The sequence below is a fragment of the Psychrobacter aestuarii genome, assembly GCF_904846035.1.
Classification (GTDB): domain Bacteria; phylum Pseudomonadota; class Gammaproteobacteria; order Pseudomonadales; family Moraxellaceae; genus Psychrobacter; species Psychrobacter aestuarii.
On the sequence record NZ_CAJGYT010000001.1, the window covers coordinates 210,199 to 236,824 of the forward strand.

Sequence of the window (26,626 nt, forward strand, 5' to 3'; positions counted from 1 at the left end):
CTTATCGATTGAGACAGCCTTATGAAAACCAGCACCTTACCTTATTGGGGCGAGATTATCAGTATCATCAGCCAAGATGCTTGCCTGAGCCAATATCACGATAAAACCAACACGCCAATAACAAAAACGGGGCGTAGCCTATTTATTACTCGCCTGCCTGCGCGTGATGACCATGACAATAATGATAAGGAAAAAGAAGCCGCATCCGCACCTGACAACCGCTTATATATTTTGGACACCTTGGGAGAGCGTCCTAGCTTAACGACACTTGTGCTTCCTGTCGCTATGCAGTGTATGACTGCCAATGGCGATGAGGTGTTTTTATTGGGTGTCGACAATCACTTATACCAGACCGACTGGCACGCCAAGAAACTACAAAAAATCAGCACCTTGCCCATAGCCTCGCCGAGTACAAAGGACGCAGCACAGCAAATGGTCTGCTTGACAAAATCAGTCGCGATCTTATACGAACATACGCTCATTATCTGTCCTTACATGAATACCGCAAAGCGCTTAGCGGGCACGCCCATCATTCAGCCTCTTGCGCCGCTATTTGCTAAAGCAGCGACCGACTCAGACACAGGTACTTCCGATACTCAGGCGGTGAGCGTTGCCAGCAGCAGTGATGGACAATGGCTTATCATTGGTGATGACAAAGGCAATGTCGCCAGCTGTCAGTGGCGCTATGAGGCAAATAACGTCAGTCAAAGTCACATCCAGCCAAGCAGCACCCACCCCATGCACCAAGGGCGCGTGACAGCATTAGCGTTTGCGCCGCAGTCGCCTTACTTTTTTTCGGCAGGCGCAGATGCCAAGCTCTACCGCACCCATGTACAAGGCGACTTGCAGCCGACCGACCGTGCCAAATCCAGCGGGCACGCCAGCCATATCAATGCCTTGTGTGCGTCGGATACGCGCTTATTTAGCATAGGTGATGATGGCAGTATCAAGTCTTGGGCGTTAGATAAAGGGCAGCCCAGTAGCAGCAAAGACAGTGTACGTCACGCGCGCCATTTGGTATGGACGACCTATGCCGAAGCGCCTGCGCTTTTAACCGTTACCAAAGACAACAGCCTGCACATCATACCGATAAATACGGACAAAAACGGCAGCCTACAGACCGTTACTGGCCTCATTCGGGATGGCTATGCGCGTATCGAAGACTACCTAAGCGACAACAGCGCTGAGCGTGAGGCGCTGTTTTATGAAGCGCTGGCAATGCTTGAGCAGCAAAATGACCACCGTGCGCTAACGATTATTAAGACGGCTTTGACCAGTCAGCGGGCTGACAGCAACCGTGCGCGCGCTCTTATAAAAGTGCTTTCTCAGCTGTCATTAAAGGCGCGTATTGGCGTACTAGAGCAGCTCTTAGACAGCCCCATCAGTAGCCGAGTACGGCGGGCAGCGTTTGACGCATTGCAGCAGCAGTATCGACAGCAGCCACTTGCCAGCCAAGATTACTTAACCCAAGCGTTAGCCGGTCGCCATGATGAGGTGGTCGCTGCTGCCATCCAGCAACATCACATACAAGCCACTCGCCAGCCCCATGAGCAAAGTAACCAGTCCTACAGCCAAGCCGTCTTGCCCGCGCTGTTGTCTCATAATAGCCTGACCATTCGCCGTGCAGCATTAATCGCGCTTGAGACCATCTTTCCTGAAACCAGCATACAGGCAGATATGTTGGCACTACAAAGCCGCTATACCGACACCGTACAGGCAGGTTTGATTCGCCTGTATCAGCGCGATTTTTTGGCAGCCCCTGCTGTCAGTCGCCAGCTGATGCTGTTACAACATAGCGCCGATGCAGAAATACGCCAGACGGCATTTTTTGTGTCACTCATGACCCAGCCTACACTGATAAGTGCCTTAAAAAATGCCGCACACGAACAAGACGACAGCTATCTGCTGCGTACACTCTCAGATTTTGATGCTTTTTGCTTGAGCGAAGGGACGATAACGCACAGCGGCGCAGCGTCAGACAGTGCGACAAACTCCAGCAGCGACGTACGTCTTGCCTTACAGGTTGAAGACTTTCAAACTCCAGACGAAAAAACAGGCAGCAACGGTAAAAAGCCCAAAGCCGCCAAACGCATACAACCTACCAGCCCAGATGTGCCTATGCTGGACGATGCTACGCTTGCGCCTCTACTGCAAGCGCTGAGCAACCATCAGCAAGACATCAGCTTTCGCGCCGCCTATGCCCTCGCCTGTTTACAAGACCCACGCGCATTTGGTGTGCTGATTGGTTTTGCGCATAGTGATGATGCCGTCGTCCGTGCTGGTGTGGCGCGTGCCCTTGGTAATCAGCGCCTAGCCGATGGGCAAGCCTTGCTCGCCGCTATGCTCAACGATGACCACACCCAAGTACGCAAAGTTACCATGCAAGCGCTTGGTAAAGTCTGTAGCGATACGCAGACGTGGGCAGCGTTTGGCTTTGCCTCAGCGCATGCGCACATTCACGAGAGCGCTTTGGCGTTATTGCTACAACAAAACCTTGCCAAAATGAGCGATACGCGGTTGGTTGAGCAGTTCCAAGCGCTATTGGACAACCGCTTTCCCAGCGTGCGTCTAGAAGTGCTCAAGATGCTGGTTGCGCGCCTGCTAGATGGCAGTAGCGATTCACTGTATCGACTCTTACAGCTGATAGCCACCAGCCAATTTGAGGACATCCACCGTGCTGGGCTTGAAGAGTGGCAGCGGTTTTTATTGCAAAAGACACGAAAAGCAAATGCCCATGAGGATAATGCCAACGATGGCGCATTATTGGCACTGTTATTGTCTGACCCATTTCGCGCAATTCGCAGTGAGGCGCTGGAAACGGCGGGCGATTATCCGCAGCGATTCAACATTGAACAGGTGATAACCGCCGCACTCGCCAGCCCTTTTGAGGACATCGTTACCGCAGGGCTACAACGCTGTGGGGCACTGACTGATGATAAGGCGATTGCCGTGATTATGCCGTTGTTATTGCCACTATTCGCTGCCGAAGGCTTATCCATACGTAAAACCGCTCTAGATGTGGCGTTACAGCTGGTCACGCATGGCGGGCACATCAGCAGTGACAAACACACCAGCGATAACTACTTAGCATTGTTAAACGCAGGGGTACAAAGCCCCTACGCGGATATTCAATTAAAAATAGCGACCTTGCTGGCGCGTTACGCACAGCATATTGACGCGAAAGACGACAAGAATGCAGAGCAGGCGACGAGCTATAGCGAGCAGGCGTATGCGGTATTTGAGCGCTATTTACAGCAGGTCATGCCTGATAAAAAACAAGATAAGTCAGCCTACGACACGTGGCACGCTCAAGTGATACAGGCATTAATTGGGCTGACAGCACTCGCAGCGCCGCAAGCGGTCAATGCCTTTGGCTGGTATCAGCACTATCTAAACCACCCTGATGCGGACTTTAGCACCACTGCGCCACATGTCATGTGGGTTGCAAATGCCAATGACAAGAAAGATATTGAAGCATTACAACATTGGCAACGAGATGAGCGCTCTCTAGTGCAGCAGTCGGCGAGTATTGCCCTTGCTGTTTTGGGGAATACGGCAGGTGCGAAGCTGTACCAACAAACCGATACCGACTTATCCGTACTGCACAAAGACCTCTCGCCCATCACATGGCTACAAGGGCGCGCGGGCTTGGGTATGGATACGGCATGGGCATTAGCACCATTATTTGGTACGCCTGCCTACTTGCCAGCCGCACGCTGGACGCTGCTCTTCGCCGCATTGTCTGCGGACAATCAGCACGCAGGCGCAGCATTGTTGGTTAATGCGCTAAGCTTTGTTGATGCCCAAAGTGCGATTTTATACGCGCACAGTTTAGCGCGCTTCAATGCTGACGATAGCACGCATCAGTCGACTTGGGCACATATCAGTAGCGCGATTGGCGCAGCGCTACAAGATACGCTGACCGCGCTATTGCCGCAAAATAACGACCCACAAGCGCGACAGCTGTGTCATGAGGTACTGGCGTCGGTCAATGCCGAACAACTGCAGCAGCTTGCCGCCCTCATCCACGCGCCCACCTCATCCTTATCTCCACAAATCAAGGCAAAAGCCATACAAGCGCTGGGGCAGCTGTCATTAATCCTCACCAAGCCAAACTTGACGCACGTACAAGCATGGCTGAGCAGTATTGCGCAGCTCAAGACACACCCCGCCTTTATCAATAAAATAACGGATACGGATAATACACACGCGGACGCTACTGACAGCTATCATTATCAAAGCTTGGCCTTTGGCACATGGCTTGGGGTGATTCGTAATGCAGCTGAGCATAGCCTGATTAACCAAGCCATTCGCGGGCTGTTGTGGCTGGCGCAACAGTCTGAAACCACAAACCATACCCCATGGTCAGCAAGTGTGACCCAAGCCCTGTTGCCCCTACTCAATCATAGCCGTGCGGAGACGCGCGCATTGGTATGGGATGCGCTGCATCAACTGCCGATTACCCGTGATGCGCTGGCACAAGAGGCAATGGCGACCGAGCATCGTGATATGGTTGCGGCGGGCGTCAAAGTATGGGTGGCTGAGCACATTACGGACAGTACGTTGACGACGACGCTCAGCCAGCGTTTACGCGATGCCCATCCTTTATTAGCAGAAGAGATTTATCATTATCTGATTACTGCTATCGGGCAACTCCCTGCCAGCTTGGTGGTGCTGGAGTACGCCGATACACCGCTAGTACGTCAGGTCATCAATGCATGGCAACAGACAGGACTGCAAGATAAAGATGCGCATCAGCAGTTTTTACAGCGCGCCATTTATGTACATGATTGGCAGGCACGTTATCACGCATGGCAACAATTATTGGTACAGCCCGCGCTGTTAGACGCTGACCCTCAGCTATTAGAAGCATTACTGACGTACTTTATGCTCAGTCATAGCGAGTATGCCCAGCAGCAAGTATTAAAGCTGATAACCAAGGCAAGTCAGCATTATGCCGAGCAGCAGTCGCCCACCGCCATCGCACAACAAACCCGCCTGAACGAGTGGCTGTTTGCGCTGCTCGATGACCCGCGCTGCCGTATCAGTCGCGTGCTTATTTATCGCGCTCTTGCCAGTACCCGTTCGTTATCTGTGGTGACAGGCTTACAAGCGCGTTTAGCTTTGTCTTATCAAGACAGCAAGCATCAAGTCGAGCGTGCCGATATCGTGCAAGCATTGATAAAGGTCAGCGGCTTTGATCAGCCAATACACGATTATTTTTATGAGTATAAAGACACGCGCTGGCTGGACACGCAGTATCCACGCCACCCTGTCGTCCTGATGGATGTCTTTAGCCAGCTATTGCGCGTTCAAGACAGCAACTATTTGCTTGAGCTGGTCTCGCCGCTGGCATGGATTGGGCGTGAAAGTGATGATAAGACCGCAACGCCTACCGATACGCACATTGCCGAGCGTATTGATGCGTTACTGGCGCAAGCCTACGCGCAGCTGCCTGAAAAACGGAGGCTCGCTGTGGTCAAGGCAATCGCGTACCGCGCGCAATATCGACACGGTGATACGACCGTATTAAAACAAGCCTTATCCAGCCGTCAAGACATGGTGTCATTCATCGCTGCAGAGGCGCTAGCGAAAGTCGGCCTTGCCGATGGTGCGAGCCTCTTAATGGCAACAATGGTGCACCATACCGATGGCGATGTACGCCGCCGTAGCGTACTGGCGATGGGCTCACTGTTTGACACGCCTGAACATCCAGACGCCGCCCCTGTCTCGACCGATATGTTGTATCAAGCGTACGAGCGCTTATTACAATATGCCGAGGATGAGACGCATTACTTGCAAGATGTGGCGTGCGAGGCGCTCGGGATGCTCGCTGATGGCGGACGCTTTGAATACAGCACCCAGATTTTTGAGTTGTTGAAAGCGCAGCTGAATCAGCCCAATCTGTCGCTGTACCATCCAGCCATTTTGCATTGGCTACACGGTCTGCGCCGTTTAGGTACGCCTGCGGCTTGGGCAGAGATTCGCCAGTATATTAGCAAGTTAGTCATCGAGGTGACCTACAGCACGGTCTTACAAGACGCTCTATATTTATTGTCATTTGCAGGCAATGAGGGTAATAAAGCCTTGCTGCTTAAGCTGTTAGCCAATACCGAGCAGGCATATATCTTTGCCGCGACTTATCAAGCAGCACAAAAGCTGTGGGGTACGGATAAGACTTGCCAGCCTTATGATTGGGCAGCGGTACAAAACCGCCAGCAAGCGCTGGATAATGAGGATATGGCGCTGAGCCTCAAGCGCATTACTGAATGCAGTAGCGTGACTGCCATCATTGACTTTATGCTCACTCATGGCGAAGCCTTACCAGAACATATACGCGACGCGCTTGCTCAGCGTATCTTACAAGATGCCGATATGACGCCTGAGACACTAGCGCAGCTACTGGCGCACCCGAACGACAGTATGTTGTCTATTGCGCTAAGCTACCTAGGTCAGCATCAAAGCGCCATTACCAACCAAACCCTGAGCATCGTGGCATATCAGCTTACTGAGGCGCAGCAAGCATGGCAAGCGCTGATGCAGCGTATTGGTAGCGCAATCAACGACTATCAGAGCTACGAGACCCTCATTCATACCTTGGCAAAACAAATCGCCCTCGCGCTGTGGCTATTGTACCGCTATAGCGCGGCAACAAACGCGAATGCCGATAACCATATCCTTGTCACGTCATTCACGTGGCTCACACGCATCAGTCAGCTGCCCATCATTGCCAGCCTGCCCGCGCTTAGCGAGCACGTCGAGGCGTGGTGGCAGCAAGTGTGGCTAGCGCTGCTGGCACGTCCTGAATCGGGCATGACAGAGTTATCCGAGCTATTACCCACCTTGCAAGCCTTGCCGCCGCTCCGTGTGTTTACTGCCAAAACCAATGCCTTACGCGCCCAAGTCATTGACCGCTTAACACCGCCCGCCGTTGCCACGACAGCTGCCAGTGCGCCAAGCATCAGCCAATCTGACTTGCTAAGCTGGATACAAACGCAAAATACCGAGGCGCTGTATCACTGCGCAAGTGACGAAGCACAAACCATCAGCACACGCCTGCAAGCCATAGAAGCGTTAGGGCAAATGTTTGATACGCGGGTCAGTGCGTGGCTGGATAGTCTAATGCAGCATACCCAGCCTGATATCCAAAAAACCGCCTATAACGTCAAACGCCGCTGGCAGCGTGGGCAAAATAAGGCGAAAAACAAGCGCCCCATGCCTTATTTTGATACGCCACTTGCTGGCAGTAATGCGTGGCAGACAACCCACAATCCACAGCATCTGAGCCTAGGAGGTAAATAATCATGAGCACTAATAATCCCCTACCCACAGAGCGCACCGACAGCCCCCAAGAGGACGAGCGCGGCACACCAATGGCGCTGGACTATGCCAATGTCAGCCACGTCACCCCAACTGAGGCGCATCAGCAGCACGTGGCGCTGTTTACTGACCTACGCCGCGATGCGGTGCGCTTTGACGGCGTGGTCACCCAGCCGCTACTGTTTCGCGACAGCTTACTTGCGCTGTTTGATGTGGTTAAGAGCGACTATCGCTATGTGCCCAAAGACCGCGCCGCTTACGCTGTCTTTAGCCAAATGCGGCGGCAAAACCGCAACAAAAACCTATTCACCACCCAGCGCGATTATTTTAATTGGCTGCTGCATAATGACCCGCTGGCGTACTGCATCCTAGACCCCATCATCGAGGTACATCCTGACGGCGTCAGCTTTGAAGTGTTTGGACGCGATGAAGGCTGCTACGCGCAATTAACCTTAGCGCACGGTCTTTTTGCTACCAACAGCGCCAGCACCTACGGCACAACCAGCATTGACTATAGCGATACCTTAGCCAGCGCCATTGCCCGTATTGACGACAGCCAAGTGCCCAAGCTGAGCATTGGAAAAGACGCGTTGCAATTTAGCCGCCATTCATGCACGCCAAACCAATCAGAAAATAAAACGGACAATACCGAAGCAGCAGCCCAAAGCGCAGACTCACCTGATGATACCGTCATCGAAAAACGCATCCATGTGCCAAGCCGCTGGATACGCGGACTGCTGCAAATCCAAGCCGCCGCCCATCTGCCAATGGACAGTATCGCCCTTGACCCCATCGCCTTATATAACGTGCTGTTTGAATTACGGATGCACGCGGACATCAAAGGCAAGCGGCGCGGACTGGTCATTGAATTAACACCCAACCAGCCGCCAATGATGCTGCTTGAGCCGTTTAACATCAGTGTCAACTGCCAGCTCGGACAGGCGAAACCCTATAGCGGCAGCGAAGCAAAAATGATACGTCTGTGGGGTCGTCGCCGTTTGAGCTTATTAAAGCGTCTATTGCCGTATGCTAAGGACGTGACGGTACATATCTTGGGTCAAGGAATGCCCAGCTATTGGGTGATTGCTGGTGACGGGTTTGCCTTTACCTTTGCCATGACAGGCTTTAATAAAGACAACTGGTCGCAAGCGCTGAATTTTGATTTGCTGTTGCCCAAGCGACCACTCGGCGCGCAAACGAGCAGCCAGCAAAATACGATTGCCCATATCATCCAAGCGCTACAAGACGCGCCAAAGACGTTAGAAGACTTGTGCGCCGCCAAAGATAACGCACTCAGTACCAGTGAATGCCATGCCGCATTAATCAGCGCCGCCCAGCAAGGACTCGTGCGCTATGACATGCCCAGCCAGCGCTACCACTATCGCCCATTGACGCAGACTCCGTTAGATATGGCGCAGTTCGCTTATCATAACGATGCCGAAAAGCAGGCTTTTGCCATTTTTGCCCATCCAAAATCGTTCCATCATGTCAGCGTCAAAAGCGTCCTACCTGATGATGTCATGATCAGCGCAGATATCGAGGTCGCCGCTGACAGACGCAGTTACCACAGCCAGCTGACGCTTGGGCACGATGGCTTGGTCAAAAAAGCCGAATGCAGCTGCCCACAATATTTACAGCATCGCCTGAGCCACGGACCGTGCGCGCATCTGATTGCCCTGCGCCTGTATCAGCATACCGCACACACAGGCAGCGCCCCGCGCACGCGTATTTTCAACAAGCGCTTAACGGTGCCGAATAATGAACCAGCGCAGCCGTCGAAAAAAATCGTAGCAAATACAACCAGCGCCAACATTTGGGATTTGACCGCGCCCAGCATGCCTATTCACGCAAATAATCATACGCAAACCCACAGCACCCAACTGTCGGTACATGAGCGCACCTTAATCATTGAGCGCGAGCAAAACGGCAATACCCGCCGCCAGAAAATCTGCTTTAACACCGCGCAGCAAGCGACGGATGCCATGATGCAGCACGCCCAGCGTTTACAAGCCAAAGGCTATATTGAAGACAAAGGAATCTAACCGATGAGCAGCACAAGCACACAAAACCTAAGAGAACATTGGCAAACCCTTTGGCAAGACATCGAGCAGGCAGGCGGGCGCTATCAGTACGTGCAGCAGCAGCTGGTGACGCAGGGCTTTGTGGTTGAGCGTCGCCCGATTGATAATATGAGCAAGGCGGAGCGCCAGCGCTACAAAACCATGCTTAAAAAAGAAGCGGCTGAAGAAAAAAATCTCAAAAAAGACGCATGGCAAGCGTACAAGTCACAGCACATGGTCTATCTGGGTCGCCATGTCTACTGGTCGGATGACCACAGCGCGGACAAATGGGACGTGACCGATGGCGAGCGCCGCCGCGTCAGCAATCAGCTGCCCACCCTTACCCAACCAAAAGAGCTGGCAGCAGCGCTGAATCTGAGCATTGCGCAGCTTAAAGGCTTGTGCTATCAGCGTGAGGTGGCGACCTGCGTGCCCTATACCCATTTTAGTATTCAAAAACGCCGTGGCGGGACGCGTGAGATTTGGTCGCCCATCCCGACGCTTAAGACCGCGCAGCGCTGGATACTGCACCATATCTTAGATCAGTTGCCAACGCATGGCGCGGCGCATGGCTTTGTCAGTGGGCGCTCTATCGTCACCAATGCCGAGGTGCATCGTGACAGCGCGGTATTGATTAAGCTTGATTTGAAAAACTTCTTTCCCACCATTCATTGGCGGCGTGCTAAAGGCGTGTTTCGGCAGGCGGGCTACCCTGAATCTATCGCCACATTGCTCGCATTATTATGCAGCGAATCGCCACGGCAGATGGTGCAACAAAACGGCGTCACCTATTATGTGGCACTGGCAGACAGAGCCTTGCCGCAAGGCGCGCCGACCAGCCCTGCGCTATCGAACATCGTCTGCGTCAATATGGACAGACGCCTGACGGGACTTGCGGATAAGCATGGTCTGCGTTACAGCCGCTATGCCGATGATTTGACCTTTAGCATCCCAAGTAGCAGTGCTGCCAACAGCGATGCGCAAAATGCCCTTATTGGGCTGTTGCTCGGCTCGGTCTATAAGATTGTCAAAGAAGAAGGGTTTGTCTTAAATACCGACAAGACCAGCATCGTACGCACAGGACAGCAGCAAAACGTCACAGGGATGGTTGTCAATGGCGAGAGCGCGCCGCGTGTACCTCGGCGCATTAAACGCATGCTGCGCGCTGCGATTCATAACTTGCAACAAGGGCGAGCGCTGCCTGAGGGTGAAAGTCTGGCTACCTTATCAGGGTATGCTGCGTGGATTACCTCGGCAGAGCCTGAGCTGGGACGGCACTATCTCGAGCAGATTGAGGCATTGGCAAAGGCGACGCCTGCTTAATGGTTGCTTAAAAATTAGTAGTTAAAGTAGTTAAAAGTCTAACGACAAGCACATCGCCCATCAGCGCGCGATGTGCTTGTCTTTTAAATAGTTATAAAGCCCTTCGGCGAACTGTCGGTAGCCTGCGGCATTGGCGTGGATTTTATCGGATTTTAAATTGTCATCCGCCAGTATCTCCGACCAGCCGCGCTCATAAAGCAGCACATCTTCACTCTCAGCAACTTCCTCATAAACAGGATTGTCACTGACCCGCCCAAACAGCGCGCTGACGCTAAAATGCGGCTCAGCGATGAGTATCACTTGACTGTCTGCCGCTTTTAAAGCGCGGATAATGGCGATAAGATTGCTGCGCGTGGTCTCAGGGTTGATGCGCTGGAGCACGTCATTACCGCCCACGCCGAGCAGCACCAAATCAGGCTGCTGCGCGATGATGGCATCAAGGCGCGCCAGCACATCGGCGGAGGTGTCGCCATTGACACCCGCATTGACCACCGTCCAACCGCTTAGGCTGGCAAGTACCGCCGGATACGCCGTCTCAGAGCTTGCGCCATAGCCATATGTGAGCGAATCGCCGAGCGCCACCACAGTGCTGCCTGCGGCAACGGGCGTATATGTCGGCGCATCGCTACAGCCTGTCACCACCGCCATCATTGCTATGCCGACCAGTGATGCTTGATAATTCGCTCGTATTCGTCTCATGTTTACCCCTTTATGCGCCGTTTTTTTGCCGCGCGCCAGCCACTTGCCCCATAGTTTGTCTATAGTGTACAAAACTGCTCGAAATACACCAAAGGGTTTTAAACCGCTATTATTTAACTCTTGTTGTATGTTGCTCGATATCCGTTGTATAGTCTATAACATATAAATATGGCTTTAAGGCTTGCTATGCGGCCGCTGTCGCCTGCCAGCTGGTGGATTATTTGTTAGATTTTATAGGATATATGAGGTATTTATGGAACAAAAACCGTCTCAATCCCCAAGCGGACGCCCTACGGATGTCAATAAAAAACAAGACAACCATCCCAAAGGAAGCGCCAAAAAAACAGTAAGTAACGCGGCAAGCTTTGATGAGCTGCAAGATAGTGAGGGTCATTATCGCCCTGTGGCAAAAGCTGTGGGCGCATGGCTTGATGACATCAACTTTGATGCGTTAAATCACCTCAACGAACAAGCGGCAGACATTTTTTATCGTAAAGGCGTCACCTTTACTGTGTATAGCGACGCCAAAAACATCGAGCGCATGATTCCTTTTGATATTATTCCGCGCATCATCGCCGCGAGCGAGTGGCGTCAGATTGAGGCGGGCTGCAAGCAGCGCATTACCGCACTCAATGCCTTTTTGCATGACATTTATCACGATCAAGCCATCATGAAAGCAGGCATTGTGCCTGATGAGTATGTGTATGCTAGCGGCTGTTATGAGCCGTGGATGATGGGCATTAGCCTAGACAAACCCATTTATTCGCACATCAGCGGTATTGACTTGATCCGCGATGAGTCTGGTCAGTTTTGTGTGCTCGAGGACAACTTGCGCACGCCCTCTGGCGTCTCCTATATGCTTGAGAGCCGCAATATCTCAGAGATGCTGCTCTCTGATGTGTTCAGTCAAACGCCTATTTTGGGCGTCAGTGATTACCCCAAGCGCTTACAAGCCTGTCTTGCCAGCGCAACGAGCAAGTATGATCCGCAGATTGTTATCTTAACCCCAGGGCGTTTTAACAGCGCCTATTATGAGCATGCGTTTTTGGCGCATGAGATGAACGTACCGCTGGTACACGGTTATGATTTGGTGGTTGAGGACAGTAAGGTCTACATGCAAGGCACGCGTGGCAAGGTGCAGGTAGATATCATTTATCGCCGTATTGATGACCCGTATATTGACCCCTTAGCGTTTCGCTCGGATTCTATTTTGGGCGTATCGGGTCTGATGAGTGCGTACCGTGCAGGCAACGTGGTGATTGTCAACGCGCCAGGCACAGGCGTTGCCGATGACAAAAGCTTATACCCCTTTGTACCTGATATGATTGAGTTTTATTTGGGCGAAAAACCCATTTTGCCCAACATCAAAACCTATCAGTGCCGCAAGCCTGAGGACTTGGATTATGTGCTCAATCATTTGGGCGAGCTGGTGGTCAAAGAAACCCAAGGCTCAGGGGGTTATGGCATGCTGATTGGACCGACCTCCACCACCGCAGAAATTGAAGCCTACCGTGCGCGCTTGCTTGAGAATCCAGCAGGCTTTATCGCTCAGCCAACCATCTCATTATCCACAAACCCCACTGCCGTCAGCGATGGCATCGCCCCGCGCCATATTGATTTGCGCCCCTTTATTTTAAGTCATGGTGATGGCTCGGTGGATATCGTACCAGGCGGGCTGACGCGTGTGGCGATGGTCGAAGGGTCACTGGTGGTCAACTCCTCACAAGGCGGCGGTATCAAAGACACGTGGGTGATTGACGACAGCACATTGTCCGAGCCTATGAGCGGCACGCGCCAGCCATCAGAATACCAGCTCGACAGACAAGGGAATGACGCCATCATCGCAAGTCATGCCCACTATCATGACCCCATACAGCCACTTGAGGCGGGTTACGAGAGCCCTGAAGGTGCGCCGATGATTTTGCTGCTGTCTACCGCCAATCACTTGGTCTGGCTCGGTCGCTACAGTGAGCGGCTGTACTATTACGACAGCATTATCAAGCGGTTGGTCAAAGGCAATATTGAAAAATCCGAGCTACAGCACCTAATTACCCATTTGGGCTTTAATGTGGACATTAACCAGTCGTTCACCTGTATGAAAGCAAACCTGCTGAGCGACCTAGAACAAGACAAGATACCCAACGTGGTGCACTACATTGAAACCAATGTACAAGAGGCCAAAGGCGTCATTGGTAAAGACACCTCTGAGCTGTACAACCTTATCAAACGCCTCTCTAGCGCAGGCACTTATCGTGCTGCCACCTTGCAGCTACACGCGTGTAATGCTGCCATGGCGCAAGAGCATCCCGCGGTGACCAGCTTTTGGCAGCTAGGACGCCATTTTGAGCAACTAGAGCGCACGGTGTTTTTAAAAGAAGACTCCGCCGCCATCAGCCTTGAATTCAAACACTGGGTCAATCAGTTGCCAGAAAACACCCGCTGGCGTGAGCTGATTCGCCTTACCAACCAGATGATTAAGTCTCAGCAGCTCAGTGATTTTCAGCTGTTAAGCAAAGAGTGCAATATGATATTACAGCAAGGGGTATAACCATGCTGCGCGCAGCCCCCATAACACAATAACAATAAAATCACAGGACAGACTATGAAACTTCAAATCAGTCACCAAACGAACTATTACTATGATGAGATGGCACACCGCAGTGTGCAATATATCCGCATGACGCCCATGCAGCTGCCGCATCAGATTATCCATCAGTGGAATGTGATGCTGCCCAAAGTCGCCTTGAGTCAAAAGGATGGGTTTGGCAATGACTGGCTGACGCTAAGTCGTAAAGAGGCGCACAATAACCTACAAATGCAAGCCTCAGGCATCGTCGAAATCAATACCGACACCGAGCGCCTTGAAGACATGCCCCATGTGCCCTACTTGCTGTTCACGGTACAAACGCCGTTGACCGAGTGCTCTGAGGGTATGCGCGATTTTGCCGCGCCGTATCTTAAAAACCCAAGCCATGAGCAGCTAAAAGCCATGGCGTCAGCCCTACTCACCAAGATGCCGTACACCCCCAACGCAACGCATGTCGGAACCACCGCTGCCGAAGCTTTTGATATTGGCGCTGGCGTGTGCCAAGACCATACGCATGTGTTTTTGGGCTGCCTGCGCGATCAGCACATTCCCGCGCGCTACGTCTCAGGCTACCTGTATGACGACAGCGCCAACCACATGTCCAGCCATGCGTGGGCAGAAGCGTGGCTGGATGGCTACTGGTACACCTTTGACATCTCAAACCAGCTGTTTCAACCCAGCTCGCATGTGTATGTGGCGATTGGTCGCGACTATCTGGATGCCGCCCCTGTGCGCGGCGTGCGTATGGGCGGTGGCTACGAAAATCTTTACAGTCAAGTGCTGGTTTCCAGACTATCATAAGCTGTTTTTAACTAACGAGCGTTAAGGATTGTCGATGACTTATTGTGCTGCCATTCGCCTCAAAGAAGGGATGATTTTTGCCAGTGACACCCGCACCAATGCAGGCGTGGATCATATCTCAACCTTTAGAAAGCTGTATCAATACGGCGTTGAGGGCGAGCGTTTTATGGTCTTGCAGACGGCAGGTAGCCTTGCGACCTCGCAAGCGGTGTTTAACAAGCTACAAAGCGACATCAATTTGCGCGCTGAGCATAGCCTAAACACAGTGGCGTCTTTGTTTGATGCCGCGCAAATGGTGGGCGAATGCATGCGCAATGTCATGGCAAACGCGCAAAGGGTCGCTAATGACAATAACAGTGGCACCTTTACCAGCTCTTTTTTATTGGGCGGACAAATCAAAGGTCAATCGCCTGAGCTGTATATGATTTACCCAGAAGGCAACTGTATTAGAGCGACCCAAGACACGACATTTTTTCAGCTCGGCGAAAGCAAATACGGCAAACCCATTCTCGATCGCTCGGTCAAATACGACACCAATATCGATCATGCTGCCCAAGCCTTAATGCTGTCATTTGACTCTACCTTGCACTCTAACCTGTCGGTCGGCATGCCTATTGATTTTGTGATTTATGAAAATGACAGCCTCACCTTACCAAAAGGTCGCCGTATCGAAGAAGACGATGAGTATTTTAAGACCATCAGCCGCCACTGGTCAGCCGCGCTACGCAACACGCTGATTGAGTTGCCTGAGTGTCCTAAGGATTATTGGAAGTAAGGTTTGAGCCGTCTCACCCTTAAAAAAAACTTTTTACACCTGCAAAAAAGGCGCCGTGCGGCTGTCTTTGGATTGAGCAACCTCACTTGGCGTGCCTTGAGCGACAATCAAACCGCCCTCATCACCTGCACCTGGACCGATATCAATTATCCAGTCACTATAGCTCGCCACCTGCATGTCATGCTCAACCATGATGACCGTATTGCCTGCATCGACAAGACCGTTTAATTGAGCCATTAACAGGGACACATCAGCAGGATGTAGCCCTGTGGTGGGCTCATCTAGTATGTACAAAGTATCGCCTCGCTGCGTGCGCTGTAGCTCAGTTGCCAGCTTGATGCGCTGCGCCTCGCCGCCTGACAGCTCAGTGGCGGGCTGACCCAAACGCAGATAGCCAAGCCCAACCTGTAGCAACGCCTCTAAGGCACGCAAAATAGGTGTTTCATCTACAAAAAACTCATGAGCCGCCTCAACCGTCAAGTTCAGCACCTCAGCAATGTTTTTGTCTCGATACGTGATGGCAAGCGTCTCCTCATCATAGCGATCGCCATGACAGACCTGACACGGCGCATAGACACTGGGCAAAAACAGCAACTCCACACTGACAAATCCCAAACCTTCGCAATTTGGACAGCGACCTTTTTTGGTGTTAAATGAGAAACGTCCAGCGTCATAACCGCACGCTTTTGCTTGCTTGGTTGCCGCAAATAGCTTACGCACATCATCGAACAATCCTGTATAAGTCGCGAGATTGGAGCGCGGCGTCCGTCCAATCGCCTTTTGATTGATATTAATCAGACGACGTATGTGCGCCATGCCAGCAACAATCTCCCCGTCTGTGACCGTTTCAAGCTCTTGCTCAAGCAAATCAGCCTCACCTACAGGCGCTTCAGTAGCCGTTTTTTGTCCCAGTGCTGTATTGACCAGCTCAACCAATGCTTGGCTGACAAGGCTTGATTTGCCTGACCCCGATACACCCGTGACACTGGTCATGACCCCAAGTGGAAAAGTAACATCCAAGCCTGTGATATTGTTGCGTACAATGTTGGCAAGCTTAAGCCATGCTGTCGGCTGCCTTGTGTTAGATTCTGACTGATGATTCGCCGTATCGTTGGCAAAGAGATATCGACCCGTATGTGACCATTTAACGTCACGTAATCCCGCTATAGGACCACTATAGACGATCTCACCACCATGCGTGCCAGCCTGTGGTCCAACATCGACCACCCAATCGGCATGCTTAATGACGCTCACATCATGCTCAACGACAAACACAGAATTGCCAGACGCAATCAGCTCATCTAGCGCACCAAGCAGCGCTTGCGTGTCAGCAGGGTGTAGACCTGCGGAGGGCTCATCAAGGACATAGACCACACCAAACAGCTGCGAGCGAATTTGGGTCGCTAATCGTAATCGTTGCAGCTCACCAGGCGATAACGTTGGCGTGGTACGCTCAAGTGACAGATAACCGAGCCCAAGCCTTGTCAATGCTTCGATACGCGAAAGAATATCACTGGCAATACGCTGAGCAACCATGGCTTTTTCGCGGTTTGGTGTGTCATCAGCTATCTTGGTACGCGCTGTTTTTTCAAGTTTTTGTGCCATATCCGTTAATGTAAGCTGTGACAGCTCACCGATATCGAGTCCTGCAAACTTGACCGATAGCGATGCTTTCTTGAGTTTTTTGCCGTGACATTCTGGACATTCAGAGATTTGCATAAACTGAGAGACGCGTTTTTTGGTGCGCGGGCTTTGGGTGGTAGCAAAAGCATGCAAAACAAAGTTTTTGGCACTAACAAACGTGCCCATATAATTTGGCCTCTCCCCTTTTTCAATCGCCTCGCGTGTTTGTTCTATATCGTACTCAGGGTAAACAGGCACCGTTGGCGTCTCATCGGTAAACAAAATCCAATCGCGGGTCTTCTTTGGTAGAGTGTGCCAAGGTTTATCGATATCATAGCCAAGCGTGGTCAATATACGGCTCAGGTTTTGACCTTGCCACGCTGGTGGCCAAGCGGCAATGGCGCGCTCGCGAATGCTCTTGGTATTGTCTGGAACCAGCGACGCTTCGGTGACCTCAAACACACGACCGATCCCCGAACATCTTGGGCACGCACCATCTGGCGTATTGGGAGAAAACGCATCGGCATACAGCATTTTTTGGTCGGCAGGATAGACGCCTGCTCGTGAGTACAGCATACGCAGACCATTGGAAATGGTCGTCACACTACCCACGGACGAGCGCACCGATGGCGTACCTCTCTGCTGCTGCAATGCCACGGCTGGTGGCAGCCCTTCGATGGCATCGACATCGGGCTCATCAACCTGATCAATCAGTCGTCTGGCATAAGGTGAGACTGAGTCAAGATAGCGCCGCTGTGACTCAGCAAACAAGGTTCCAAATGCCAGTGAGGATTTTCCTGATCCTGATATACCCGTAAATACCACCAGTGCATCACGGGGTAAGTCAACATCGACATTCTTTAGATTATGAACGCGTGCGCCTCTGACTTGGATATGGTCTCGGTCACAATAAGGATGATCCTGTGTCGCCGTGTCTGTCTGATTTGGGGTTTCTTGTGATGTGTTTGAGTTGACCATGACGCTACTATTCCTAACGAATTTTCGGTTATTTTTATAATGGGTGCAAATGCTAACACGTACTGATGTCAGGGCTTGGCAAGGCTTACGTATCCATAGCATAGATAGACAAAAAATAACGTCATTAAACATCAATATAAATGCCTCAGCGCTATTGCTAACCAATCATTTATAGGGTAAATTCTATCGCCTAAAGTCAACTAAATTTGGTTAATATACCCATGGTCTTGTTTAAAACCAGCCGCACCGCGTCAGAATCTAAACAACAAAAGTCTTTTACTAATAAGTTAAGCACATTGAGCTTGTCGGTCTCTATCGCGCTGAGTACTTTGTTTATCGCCTCAGTCAGCACCAGCCAAAGCGCGCATGCAGAAGGATGCAGCTGTCATTCAGACGCGCTGTATACGATTGATATTGACACACTCAATGACAGCCATCCGCAGCAATTGACGCTCAAAGCCAATGACGCCTATTATCAACTGGTCAATGACAAAGGTGTTGTGATTCAAGACAAGCTTTATGACATCCATGCTTATGAAGATGGTCGTATCATCGCCAAGCGCAATGGTTTTTTTGGGGCGATTAATGCTGATGGCGCTGTGGTGCTGGATTTTAAATACGATGGCATTAAGGCGTTGGATAAAGGCTTTTATCAATTAAGCAAAAATTTTGGCAGCAAAGTCGCCACCGCGATTGCCACTGACGCTGGCAAGTGGCTGTATCCTGCCAGCCAGCGTTTTGATAAAAACACCCAAGCGGACTATCTTTATACAGATACGCTTAATCAGATTACCTACTTTAGCATCACCAAAAATGACAAGCATGGTCTGATGACCAACAAGGCGCAAACGATGATTGCGCCTATCTATGATGAGCTAAGCTTATTAGACACCTGCCCAAATGAGCGCTTGTTTATGAAAGCCGTCATGGGCGACAAAACAGGCTTGATAGACCAGTATCAAAAAGTCGTCGTTCCCTTTGCCAAAAACACAGTTATCGAAAATTTCAATGAAGACAAGCAAATCTTCAGCGTGATGACTTATAAGAATAAACCCGATGATAATGATTATAACAATGAAGGTCTGATCTCTGAGAAGCTGGTGACTGGCAAAGGTGTTTTTGTAATTGCGTCTGAGAGTCGAATTATTCCTTTAGAAGGTAATTTGTATCAGTATGAGAAAGCAGGCAAATACGGCATCATCAATGATAAGGGCGACGCTGTGTTGCCCGCGAACTTTGACGCCATATCTAATGGCTATAACGAACCTATTGTAGTGATGCAAAACCAAAAAACAGGAGTGTTAACCAAACATAAGGATGGCAGCCTCAACGTAGACGCTTTTTATGACCACCTTGAGCCTTACTATGGCAGTACATACACGTTAAGCGAGATAGAAAACCAAGCGGTAGCGGAGGAAGCGCACGATTATGACAGTGCCGACTATGAGGAAGTCGCAGACGCTACTGAAGAGACAGACGATACTACTGAGGCAATCCACTATGATCCAGAGGTACAGCGCTATATTGCGCAGCGCAATCGTAAAGTAGGTATGGTCGATAGCAACCATGACGTGTTGGTGCCATTTATTTATGACGAACTTGTTAAGTTTGACCATTTTATTAGAGTAAAAAAAGACCAAAAATATGGCTTAATTACTGACAAAAATGACATAGTAAAACCGCCTATATATGACGATATCATATCGCTCGATGACGCATATGGTGACAGTTTTGGCATGGTCTTTACCAAAGGTGATCAGCAACAACTGGTCGATCAATTTGCGCATCCCATCACTGAATTTTCTGACTACCGATTTGTCAGCGACAAACTTAATAGTCTAAAGGATATGACTGTCATCGAAAAAGAAGGTAAGTATGGGCTGTTCAGCTATAAAGACAAAAAAGTTACCGTCCCGCCTATCTACGAGGATATGTCTGGACAGGTATACAACGACACCATCTTAGCGCAGTTAGCGGGGAAAACCGTATTAATTGATACCTCAGGCAAGCTGTTGATTAAAAACTTATCCCAATATGCCTACACTTATCGCTCAGATGACAGTGACAAAATAGCAGTGGTCACGAAAGATGATAAATACGGACTGATTGACTATACTGGTAAGATCGTCATTAACCCCATTTATGATGCCTTAGACCTATTAGAGCTTTATGATAACTACACTGATTTATGGTCTGGTGATACCACGGAGCAAGCACGCTATATTGTAGAAACAGATGGTAAGTATGGTATTTTTGATGGAAGTGGTAAGCGCATCGTACCTATAGAATACACGCACATATCTTCTCTTCCTTACCCAGCCGCCCTCATTGTGAGTAAAGACAACGTCGACGATGAAAATGACAGTGCGACGGACTCCATGCACTTTGGCGTGCTAGATCCAGCAGGTAAGTTAGTATTGGAGATGAAGTACGATAAGATATTCAGCAATTATAATTATCCCAACGATAGATTCTATGCCATCAACATACGTGAAAATAGTGTCGATGCCTATGATAAATCTTTTCATTTATTAGAAACTCAAAACCTGACGACGTTTAAAGCCAACAATGAGTGGTATGATGAATAATGCCCAAAAAAAAGCGGTCACTATTAATGACCGCTTTTTATTAACATAAGGCAGATGCTACCCCACCACCAAGCGCATCAGCTGGGTGCTGACATAGCCACCAATCGTGCCGACCGCATAGCCCAAAATGCCCAAAAACACCCCGACAGGGGCAAGCGCAGGGTGAAAGGCGGTGGCGACGATGGGTGCTGACGATGCCCCGCCCGTATTGGCGTTTGAGCCGACACACAAAAAGAAAAACGGCGCACGAATCAGCTTGGCCACGATAAAAATAATTACCACATGCAGACTCATCCACAACAGCCCCACGAGCAGCAAACGCCACTGCGACATCACGCCCGCCAAATTAATCTGCATACCAATCGCCGCAATCAAGACAAAGATAAACACCGTGCCCATTTTGGATGCGCCCACATGATTCAGGCGGCGCACGCGTGTGAATGAAAACAGCACGCCAATCAACGTAATGATGACCACCATCCAAAAAAACGCGCTGGCAAGGCTGTATTGTACCGCCCACGCATAAGGCGCAAACTGCGCGGCAATCGCATCGCCGAGCCAGTGCGCGACACCCACCACAAAAAAGCACAGCCCGAACATCACCATCAAGTCGTTCAGCTTGGCGGGTCGCTCGTGCGCCTGCTCATAGTTTTGTGCCGTCACAATCAGCTTATCAATACTGCTGGTATCGGCTTTGAGCCACTTATCAATTTTACGGGCGTGCTTGGCAAGCAGCAAAATCACAAACAACCATAAGGATGCATTGGTGGCATCCACCAAAATCATCACGCCAAACAAGTCATCACTGACGCCGAACAGCTCTTTCATCGCCGCTTGGTTCGCCGCCCCGCCAATCCAGCTGCCCGCCACCGCAGAAAACCCGCGCCACAGCGTGTCATCAGCGAACATCTCAGGCGCAACTTGTTTGGACAAATACAGACTGATCGGACCACTGACAATAATGGCAAGACTCGCCGCAAAGAACATCGCCAGCGCCCGCCAGCCAAGTCCCAAAAGCTTGGGTACATCCATCGATAAGGTCATCAGCAGCAAACTGGCTGGCAGTAAATACCCCGCGCTAAAGGCATAAATCTGCGCGCCAATACCATCCGCAAACAGTCCTATACTGTTTAAAAATGCAGGGATAAAGCAGCACAAGACAATACCAGGCAGCAGCGTATAAAAGCGCCGCCAAAATCGGTGTGGCAAACTTTGGGTATAAAACACCAAGCCAATAATGCCCATAATGATGCCAAAGGCTAAGGGCACGCTCTCGATAGCCCCCTTGGCTGCCCATGCGGTCACGCTCATACGCACTCCTTGATTCACCGCGATAAAATCATACTCATAAAAAAAGCCAAACCGCAGTGCGTTTGGCTTTTTTCTTATACTTATTTAGCGGTCCGTGTGTTCGGTACCTGCCACCTCATCGGTAAGCAGGCACGTTACGGACGACTACCTGTTATGGGTAGCCATAAGCAATGGCTTACTGTGCGCCGCCTTTGCCACGACCGCCAGCGTTACCGCCGCGACCACGACCTGCGCCTGCTTTATTGCCGCCAAAGCGATTGCTTGGACGTGAAGACGATGGACGCGCGTCATCACGACTTGGACGGCTTGACTTACCTTTGTATGGCTTGCCCGCAGGTTTGCCTGAACGTGGCTTGTCTTCGCCAAAGGTTTTGCCTGCGCGTTTGTTTTCAAACGGCTTGCTTTCGCTGCTGCGACCCGCGTCTTGACGACCTTCGCCGCGGTAGCCTGCACTGCGACCACGACCTGCGCCGCCCGCGTTTGAGCGACCACGTCCACGACCACGCCCTTTATTTTCTTTTGGCGTATAGGTTTTGGTTGGCTCTAGACCTTCGATTTCAGCGATAGGCATATGGCGCTTTAGGTAGCGGTTGATGGCCGCCAACTGTGGACGGTCATCCATACTGCATAGGTTGACGGCAACGCCGCTACGACCTGCGCGACCACAACGACCGATACGGTGAACGTAATCTTCGGTTTGACGTGGCAAGTCATAGTTAATCACGTGTGACAAAGCTGGCACGTCTAGACCACGGGCAGCAACGTCTGTCGCTACTAGGATTTTGCATTTGCCTTTACGCACGTCTTGCAAGATACGGTTACGCTTGCCTTGTGGCAAATCGCCGTGCAAGAAGCTGGCTTTATGACCATCATCTGCCAAAGCGTTGGCCAGTTTTTCAGTGCTGCGCTTGGTGGCAGCAAAGATGATGACTTGGTCTACGTCTGGTTGGCAAATTACTTTGTCCAAGATTTTGTTTTTGTGGTCAAAATCATCACAGTAGTACGCGGTTTCATCGATGTGCGCTGATTCTACTTTGATAGACACACGCTCAGGGTTTTTGGTAAAGCTGGCAGCGATGTTGCCAACAGGACCGTCCCACGTCGCAGAACACATGATGGTCTGACGCTCAGCAGGTGCTGCTTTTAGGATGTCGTTGATGTCATCGGCAAAGCCCATGTCCAGCATGCGGTCGGCTTCGTCAAGCACCAAAATCTCAAGGTGAGACAAATCAACGCGACCTGCATTGATGTGGTCAAGCAAACGACCAGGGGTCGCAACCACAACCTGTACGCCTTTACGTAGGGCATTGATCTGACCATTGTATGGCGCGCCGCCAACCAAAGGTACTGCGAACAAACCGCGCATCTCTTTTGAGTAGTTGCGTACGTTGTCATGTACTTGCTGAGCCAGCTCACGCGTTGGCGCTAGGATAAGGGCTTTGATGTGCTTATCAAACGTGGTTGAGCGGCTAAGCTTGTCCAGTAGTGGCAAGACGAATGATGCGGTTTTACCACTGCCCGTCTGAGCCGATAGCAATAGGTCACGACCTGCCAATGCAAAAGGAATGGCTTGGGCTTGAATAGGCGTCGGACGCTCGTAGCCACTGCGTGCTAGCGCGGCAAGAATTGGCTTGGCAAGGTTTAGGTCGGTAAAGGTGATGCCGTTTTCGTCGGCTTGGGTATCTTGATTTTGTACAGGGGCGTTGTCTTGCGTAGAAGTATTGGCGTCAGTGTGGATGCCGTTTTGTGCTGCGATGGTCGATAAAATATCTGTCATGAGTATCCTTGGGTAGTATGGACTATTGAACATTCAATAGCCGAGTGCCTACCACTGATAACCGCATGACACCAACACTACGCTATCTGCATCATGCTTGCGCGTAAGTTGGTGTGTCATCACGTATTTTGGTGGTAGTGCCGAGTGTCTTATCTTAGGCAGTGGCTTACGCCAATGCAGTCAATCATGCATATGCTAGATAAGATATGAGTCAAAAATAATAGAATTATTTAAGAACACAAAATCATCGGCAACAATTACTCACGGTCATCCTAGACCCAAAATCGCAGGCGATGTTATCAATCTCATAATTCCTGTCAAAGGGGGTATTTATACGTATCCCCTTGAGCATGGCGAGGGAGTATAACACAGCCTATCTAAGATAGGCATGTATTTTGTACAAGTTTTTCTTATTATTGACAAGTAGCGCTGTATATACCGTGTATTAGCCTTTAATATCAGTCACAAAGGTCGGCATTTGCCATGCACCGCCCGCTTCTATCAAGCGGCACATGCCTGTGGTCGCCTCACGACTCTTCTCAAAACGCGCGCCCGTCCATACCCATTCGTCAATAGAATAGCAATCGCCAATGCCGCGTCCTTTTTGTTCTGCGCGGATGACACCTGCATGATAGTCGGTGGCGTCTGTGGTGACCAAGGTGGGTTTGTAAGGTTTGCTGTCATTCATAACCCACATGCCCGTACCTGCATTGTAAGCGGCAAGCCAGCAGCTGTGCTGTACGAGCAGCTGTGAGTCATTGAGACGACTGATGCGCCACGCGCTGTCGTCATTTAAGGAAGGACAAGTATCCGCCGCGTTTTTGGTCGCGCCCTTTACGATACTCGCCAGCTGAGAGGCTCTGATACGAAACTTGCGCGCATCGTTTTTTTCATTGGGCAGTACTTTATTAAGAATCGGTGCAGCACGTGGGTCTAAGACGCCTTGATTGCCCGCCGCCGCATTGGGATTGACCAATGCGCCACTGGTACCAACGCGACCTTGAACGTCGTCCGCCTTTAGCATCACTGCGGTTGCGCCTTTATCCGACAGCTGCCAGCGCGAGTTACGAAAGACGAATTCAATGGTGCTCGATGTGCCGAGCGCCTCTACCAGCGCATCCACTTGCGCGCGGGTCAGCTCCGAGTCTCCTGACTCATTAGACACAGGGCGCGTCTCCCCCAAGTCCTTGCCATTGATGCGCATGGTGATGCGGTGACGGTTGCCAAGCTTCATTAGGGCTTTGGCGGAGCTGTCTTTGGTGCCGCCCAGTTTGAGCTTACCTGTGGTTAGTGCGCCCTTACCCGCCCGCCGCGTCAGCAGTACCGATACGGGCATGTCGCTGTTTTTCTCGCTTTGATAGCCAGCGATACGGCAGGTTAATGTATTGTCGCATGCCACTTGCCAGTCTTGATATGAAAATGATGTGCCTGCTTGGCTGGTCATCGGCAGCCATGCCAGCGCGCCAAGCACGCCAATAGGTAGCCAGCGTGCAGCGCGTGTCTTGGTCTGTGCAGGCTTGCAATCTGTAGTAGCGGCTTTTAGTAAACGACGTAATGACATACTTATCCTTAATGGCAATCATTGACACCAAACGGTCTAAGCCTATCATAGCCTATCTATGTTTCTTTTTATTATGTAAATGTATCATTATGTAAAATAAACTTGTGGCTTTCTAATTGTATAGGTATCAACTGTGTGATTGAGCTTACTATAGGATAAGGTAGCATAAAAGCTGACTTTTATCAGCTTTTATGCTCAAATAGGCGGGCAGTAAAAGGAAGGTTAGATAAGCGCTTATTTAATGGCTGTTAATGACAAATCAACGGCGCGTTGCACGGCAGGACGCTTAGCAATGGCTTTTGCCCAGCGCTGCACGTGGGTGTAGCTGTCTGCCTGCAAAAAGGTCGCCGCATCGTCATAGAGCTTACCAAGTACCAGCTGACCATACCATGACCAGATAATCATATCCGCAATGTTGTAACTGTCCTCGCCATTGCCGCACATATACTCATTATTTGCTAAATGCTTGTCCAGCACATCCAGTTGGCGTTTGGTTTCCATGGTATAGCGATTGATGGGGTACTCCATTGGCTCGGGAGCGTAGGCGTAAAAATGCCCAAAACCACCGCCCAAATACGGCGCTGCGCCCATTTGCCACATGACCCATGACAGACAATCAGCACGCGCCTGCCCTTGCCCTGTAGGCACGAACTTGCCGTACTTTTCTGCCAAATACAGCAAAATCGCACCTGACTCAAACAAGGTCACAGGCTCATCTGTAGAGTAATCGACCAAAGCTGGGATTTTAGAGTTTGGGTTGATATCGACAAAGTCCGAGCCAAACTGGTCGCCCTCAGTGATGTCAATTTTATAAGCATCATATGCGGCATCGGTCACGCCGCACTCAGCAAGCTCTTCGAGCAAGATATTGACCTTGACACCGTTTGGGGTATTTAGCGAGTACAGCTGTAGCGGCGCATCGCCTTTGGGCAGTGTTTGCTCATGGCGCGCGCCTGCGGTTGGCGCATTGGTGCTGGCAAATTTACCGCCGTTTTCCTTATCTGCTGTCCATATTTTGGGCGGAGTGTAATTGTCGTCTTGAGACATGAGTGTTCCTTATTATTTAAGTATATAAATTTATTTAAGTGTATAAACGGTCGTGTACCGCTATTAGAGGACATTATTTGTCCAATTACTATATCGGCGCGTATAGAAAATACAGCGTTCTCGTGTAATCGGTTGTTCTTTTATGTACAAACGCCCTATGATGAGCGATGCAAATT

Annotated in this window: 13 protein-coding genes; 7 read left to right on the forward strand and 6 right to left on the reverse strand. The window is 50.6% G+C overall.

Annotated features, from left to right (window positions below; genetic code table 11):
* The first annotated feature begins 21 nt into the window (after nt 1-21).
* From JMW05_RS00845 to JMW05_RS00855, 3 genes are read left to right on the forward strand one after another with little or no spacing between them, the layout of a single operon-like run.
* Complete coding sequence (locus tag JMW05_RS00845) at nt 22-7,302, forward strand: HEAT repeat domain-containing protein (protein WP_201503540.1); 7,281 nt, start codon at nt 22-24, stop codon at nt 7,300-7,302.
* 2 nt (nt 7,303-7,304) lie between these two features.
* A complete protein-coding gene (locus JMW05_RS00850) occupies nt 7,305-9,362 on the forward strand; it encodes a hypothetical protein (RefSeq protein ID WP_201503541.1) in 2,058 nt (685 codons plus the stop codon).
* Nucleotides 9,363-9,365: 3 nt separating this feature from the next.
* Nucleotides 9,366-10,703: a reverse transcriptase family protein gene (locus JMW05_RS00855; RefSeq protein WP_201503542.1), complete on the forward strand. Its 1,338-nt coding sequence runs from the start codon at nt 9,366-9,368 to the stop codon at nt 10,701-10,703.
* Between the two features lie 60 nt (nt 10,704-10,763).
* Here JMW05_RS00855 and JMW05_RS00860 read toward each other — a convergent pair whose 3' ends face one another.
* Nucleotides 10,764-11,402: a GDSL-type esterase/lipase family protein gene (locus JMW05_RS00860; RefSeq protein WP_201503543.1), complete on the reverse strand. Its 639-nt coding sequence runs from the start codon at nt 11,400-11,402 to the stop codon at nt 10,764-10,766.
* A 253-nt stretch (nt 11,403-11,655) separates the two neighbouring features.
* Here JMW05_RS00860 and JMW05_RS12130 point away from each other — a divergent pair, with 253 nt between their 5' ends.
* Genes JMW05_RS12130 through JMW05_RS00875 form a run of 3 tightly spaced genes read left to right on the forward strand, consistent with a single transcriptional unit; the run spans nt 11,656 to nt 15,565 of the window.
* Nucleotides 11,656-13,950 carry a circularly permuted type 2 ATP-grasp protein gene (locus JMW05_RS12130; RefSeq protein ID WP_201503544.1) on the forward strand — a complete coding sequence of 765 codons (2,295 nt, stop codon included), beginning with the start codon at nt 11,656-11,658 and terminating at the stop codon, nt 13,948-13,950.
* Nucleotides 13,951-14,004: 54 nt separating this feature from the next.
* The gene (locus tag JMW05_RS00870) at nt 14,005-14,790 is read left to right on the forward strand and encodes a transglutaminase family protein (RefSeq protein WP_201503545.1); all 786 of its coding nucleotides are present in this window, start codon (nt 14,005-14,007) and stop codon (nt 14,788-14,790) included.
* 34 nt (nt 14,791-14,824) lie between these two features.
* Nucleotides 14,825-15,565: a peptidase gene (locus tag JMW05_RS00875; protein WP_201503546.1), complete on the forward strand. Its 741-nt coding sequence runs from the start codon at nt 14,825-14,827 to the stop codon at nt 15,563-15,565.
* A 33-nt stretch (nt 15,566-15,598) separates the two neighbouring features.
* On the opposite strand, the gene uvrA is transcribed toward JMW05_RS00875, so the two are convergent.
* Nucleotides 15,599-18,166 carry an excinuclease ABC subunit UvrA gene (gene uvrA, locus JMW05_RS00880; protein WP_201503547.1) on the reverse strand — a complete coding sequence of 856 codons (2,568 nt, stop codon included), beginning with the start codon at nt 18,164-18,166 and terminating at the stop codon, nt 15,599-15,601.
* Nucleotides 18,167-18,666: 500 nt separating this feature from the next.
* Between uvrA and JMW05_RS00885 the strand changes: the two genes are divergently transcribed.
* On the forward strand, nt 18,667-20,754 hold the full coding sequence (locus tag JMW05_RS00885) for a WG repeat-containing protein (protein ID WP_201503548.1): 2,088 nt from the start codon (nt 18,667-18,669) through the stop codon (nt 20,752-20,754).
* A 57-nt stretch (nt 20,755-20,811) separates the two neighbouring features.
* Here the strand turns inward: JMW05_RS00885 and JMW05_RS00890 are convergent, their stop codons facing one another.
* The 4 genes from JMW05_RS00890 to yghU all read right to left on the reverse strand — a co-directional run bounded on the left by JMW05_RS00890 (nt 20,812) and on the right by yghU (nt 26,450).
* Nucleotides 20,812-22,065, reverse strand: coding sequence for a DUF819 family protein (locus JMW05_RS00890; RefSeq protein ID WP_201503549.1), 1,254 nt, complete (start codon nt 22,063-22,065; stop codon nt 20,812-20,814).
* Between the two features lie 175 nt (nt 22,066-22,240).
* Nucleotides 22,241-23,842, reverse strand: a complete 1,602-nt coding sequence (locus JMW05_RS00895; protein WP_201503550.1) for a DEAD/DEAH box helicase — start codon at nt 23,840-23,842, stop codon at nt 22,241-22,243.
* A 445-nt stretch (nt 23,843-24,287) separates the two neighbouring features.
* A complete protein-coding gene (locus JMW05_RS00900; RefSeq protein ID WP_201503551.1) occupies nt 24,288-25,403 on the reverse strand; it encodes a DUF1176 domain-containing protein in 1,116 nt (371 codons plus the stop codon).
* 234 nt (nt 25,404-25,637) lie between these two features.
* Nucleotides 25,638-26,450 carry a glutathione-dependent disulfide-bond oxidoreductase gene (yghU, locus tag JMW05_RS00905; protein ID WP_201503552.1) on the reverse strand — a complete coding sequence of 271 codons (813 nt, stop codon included), beginning with the start codon at nt 26,448-26,450 and terminating at the stop codon, nt 25,638-25,640.
* Nucleotides 26,451-26,626: the final 176 nt, after the last annotated feature.

Excerpts from the sequence above, each read along its gene's own strand:
- JMW05_RS00845 (WP_201503540.1), top strand. The coding sequence starts at position 22 with ATGAAAACCAGCACCTTACCTTATTGGGGCGAGATTATCAGTATCATC.
- JMW05_RS00850 (WP_201503541.1), top strand. The coding sequence starts at position 7,305 with ATGAGCACTAATAATCCCCTACCCACAGAGCGCACCGACAGCCCCCAA.
- JMW05_RS00855 (WP_201503542.1), top strand. The coding sequence starts at position 9,366 with ATGAGCAGCACAAGCACACAAAACCTAAGAGAACATTGGCAAACCCTT.
- JMW05_RS00860 (WP_201503543.1), bottom strand. The coding sequence starts at position 11,402 with ATGAGACGAATACGAGCGAATTATCAAGCATCACTGGTCGGCATAGCA.
- JMW05_RS12130 (WP_201503544.1), top strand. The coding sequence starts at position 11,656 with ATGGAACAAAAACCGTCTCAATCCCCAAGCGGACGCCCTACGGATGTC.
- JMW05_RS00870 (WP_201503545.1), top strand. The coding sequence starts at position 14,005 with ATGAAACTTCAAATCAGTCACCAAACGAACTATTACTATGATGAGATG.
- JMW05_RS00875 (WP_201503546.1), top strand. The coding sequence starts at position 14,825 with ATGACTTATTGTGCTGCCATTCGCCTCAAAGAAGGGATGATTTTTGCC.
- uvrA (WP_201503547.1), bottom strand. The coding sequence starts at position 18,166 with ATGGTCAACTCAAACACATCACAAGAAACCCCAAATCAGACAGACACG.
- JMW05_RS00890 (WP_201503549.1), bottom strand. The coding sequence starts at position 22,065 with ATGAGCGTGACCGCATGGGCAGCCAAGGGGGCTATCGAGAGCGTGCCC.
- JMW05_RS00895 (WP_201503550.1), bottom strand. The coding sequence starts at position 23,842 with ATGACAGATATTTTATCGACCATCGCAGCACAAAACGGCATCCACACT.
- JMW05_RS00900 (WP_201503551.1), bottom strand. The coding sequence starts at position 25,403 with ATGTCATTACGTCGTTTACTAAAAGCCGCTACTACAGATTGCAAGCCT.
- yghU (WP_201503552.1), bottom strand. The coding sequence starts at position 26,450 with ATGTCTCAAGACGACAATTACACTCCGCCCAAAATATGGACAGCAGAT.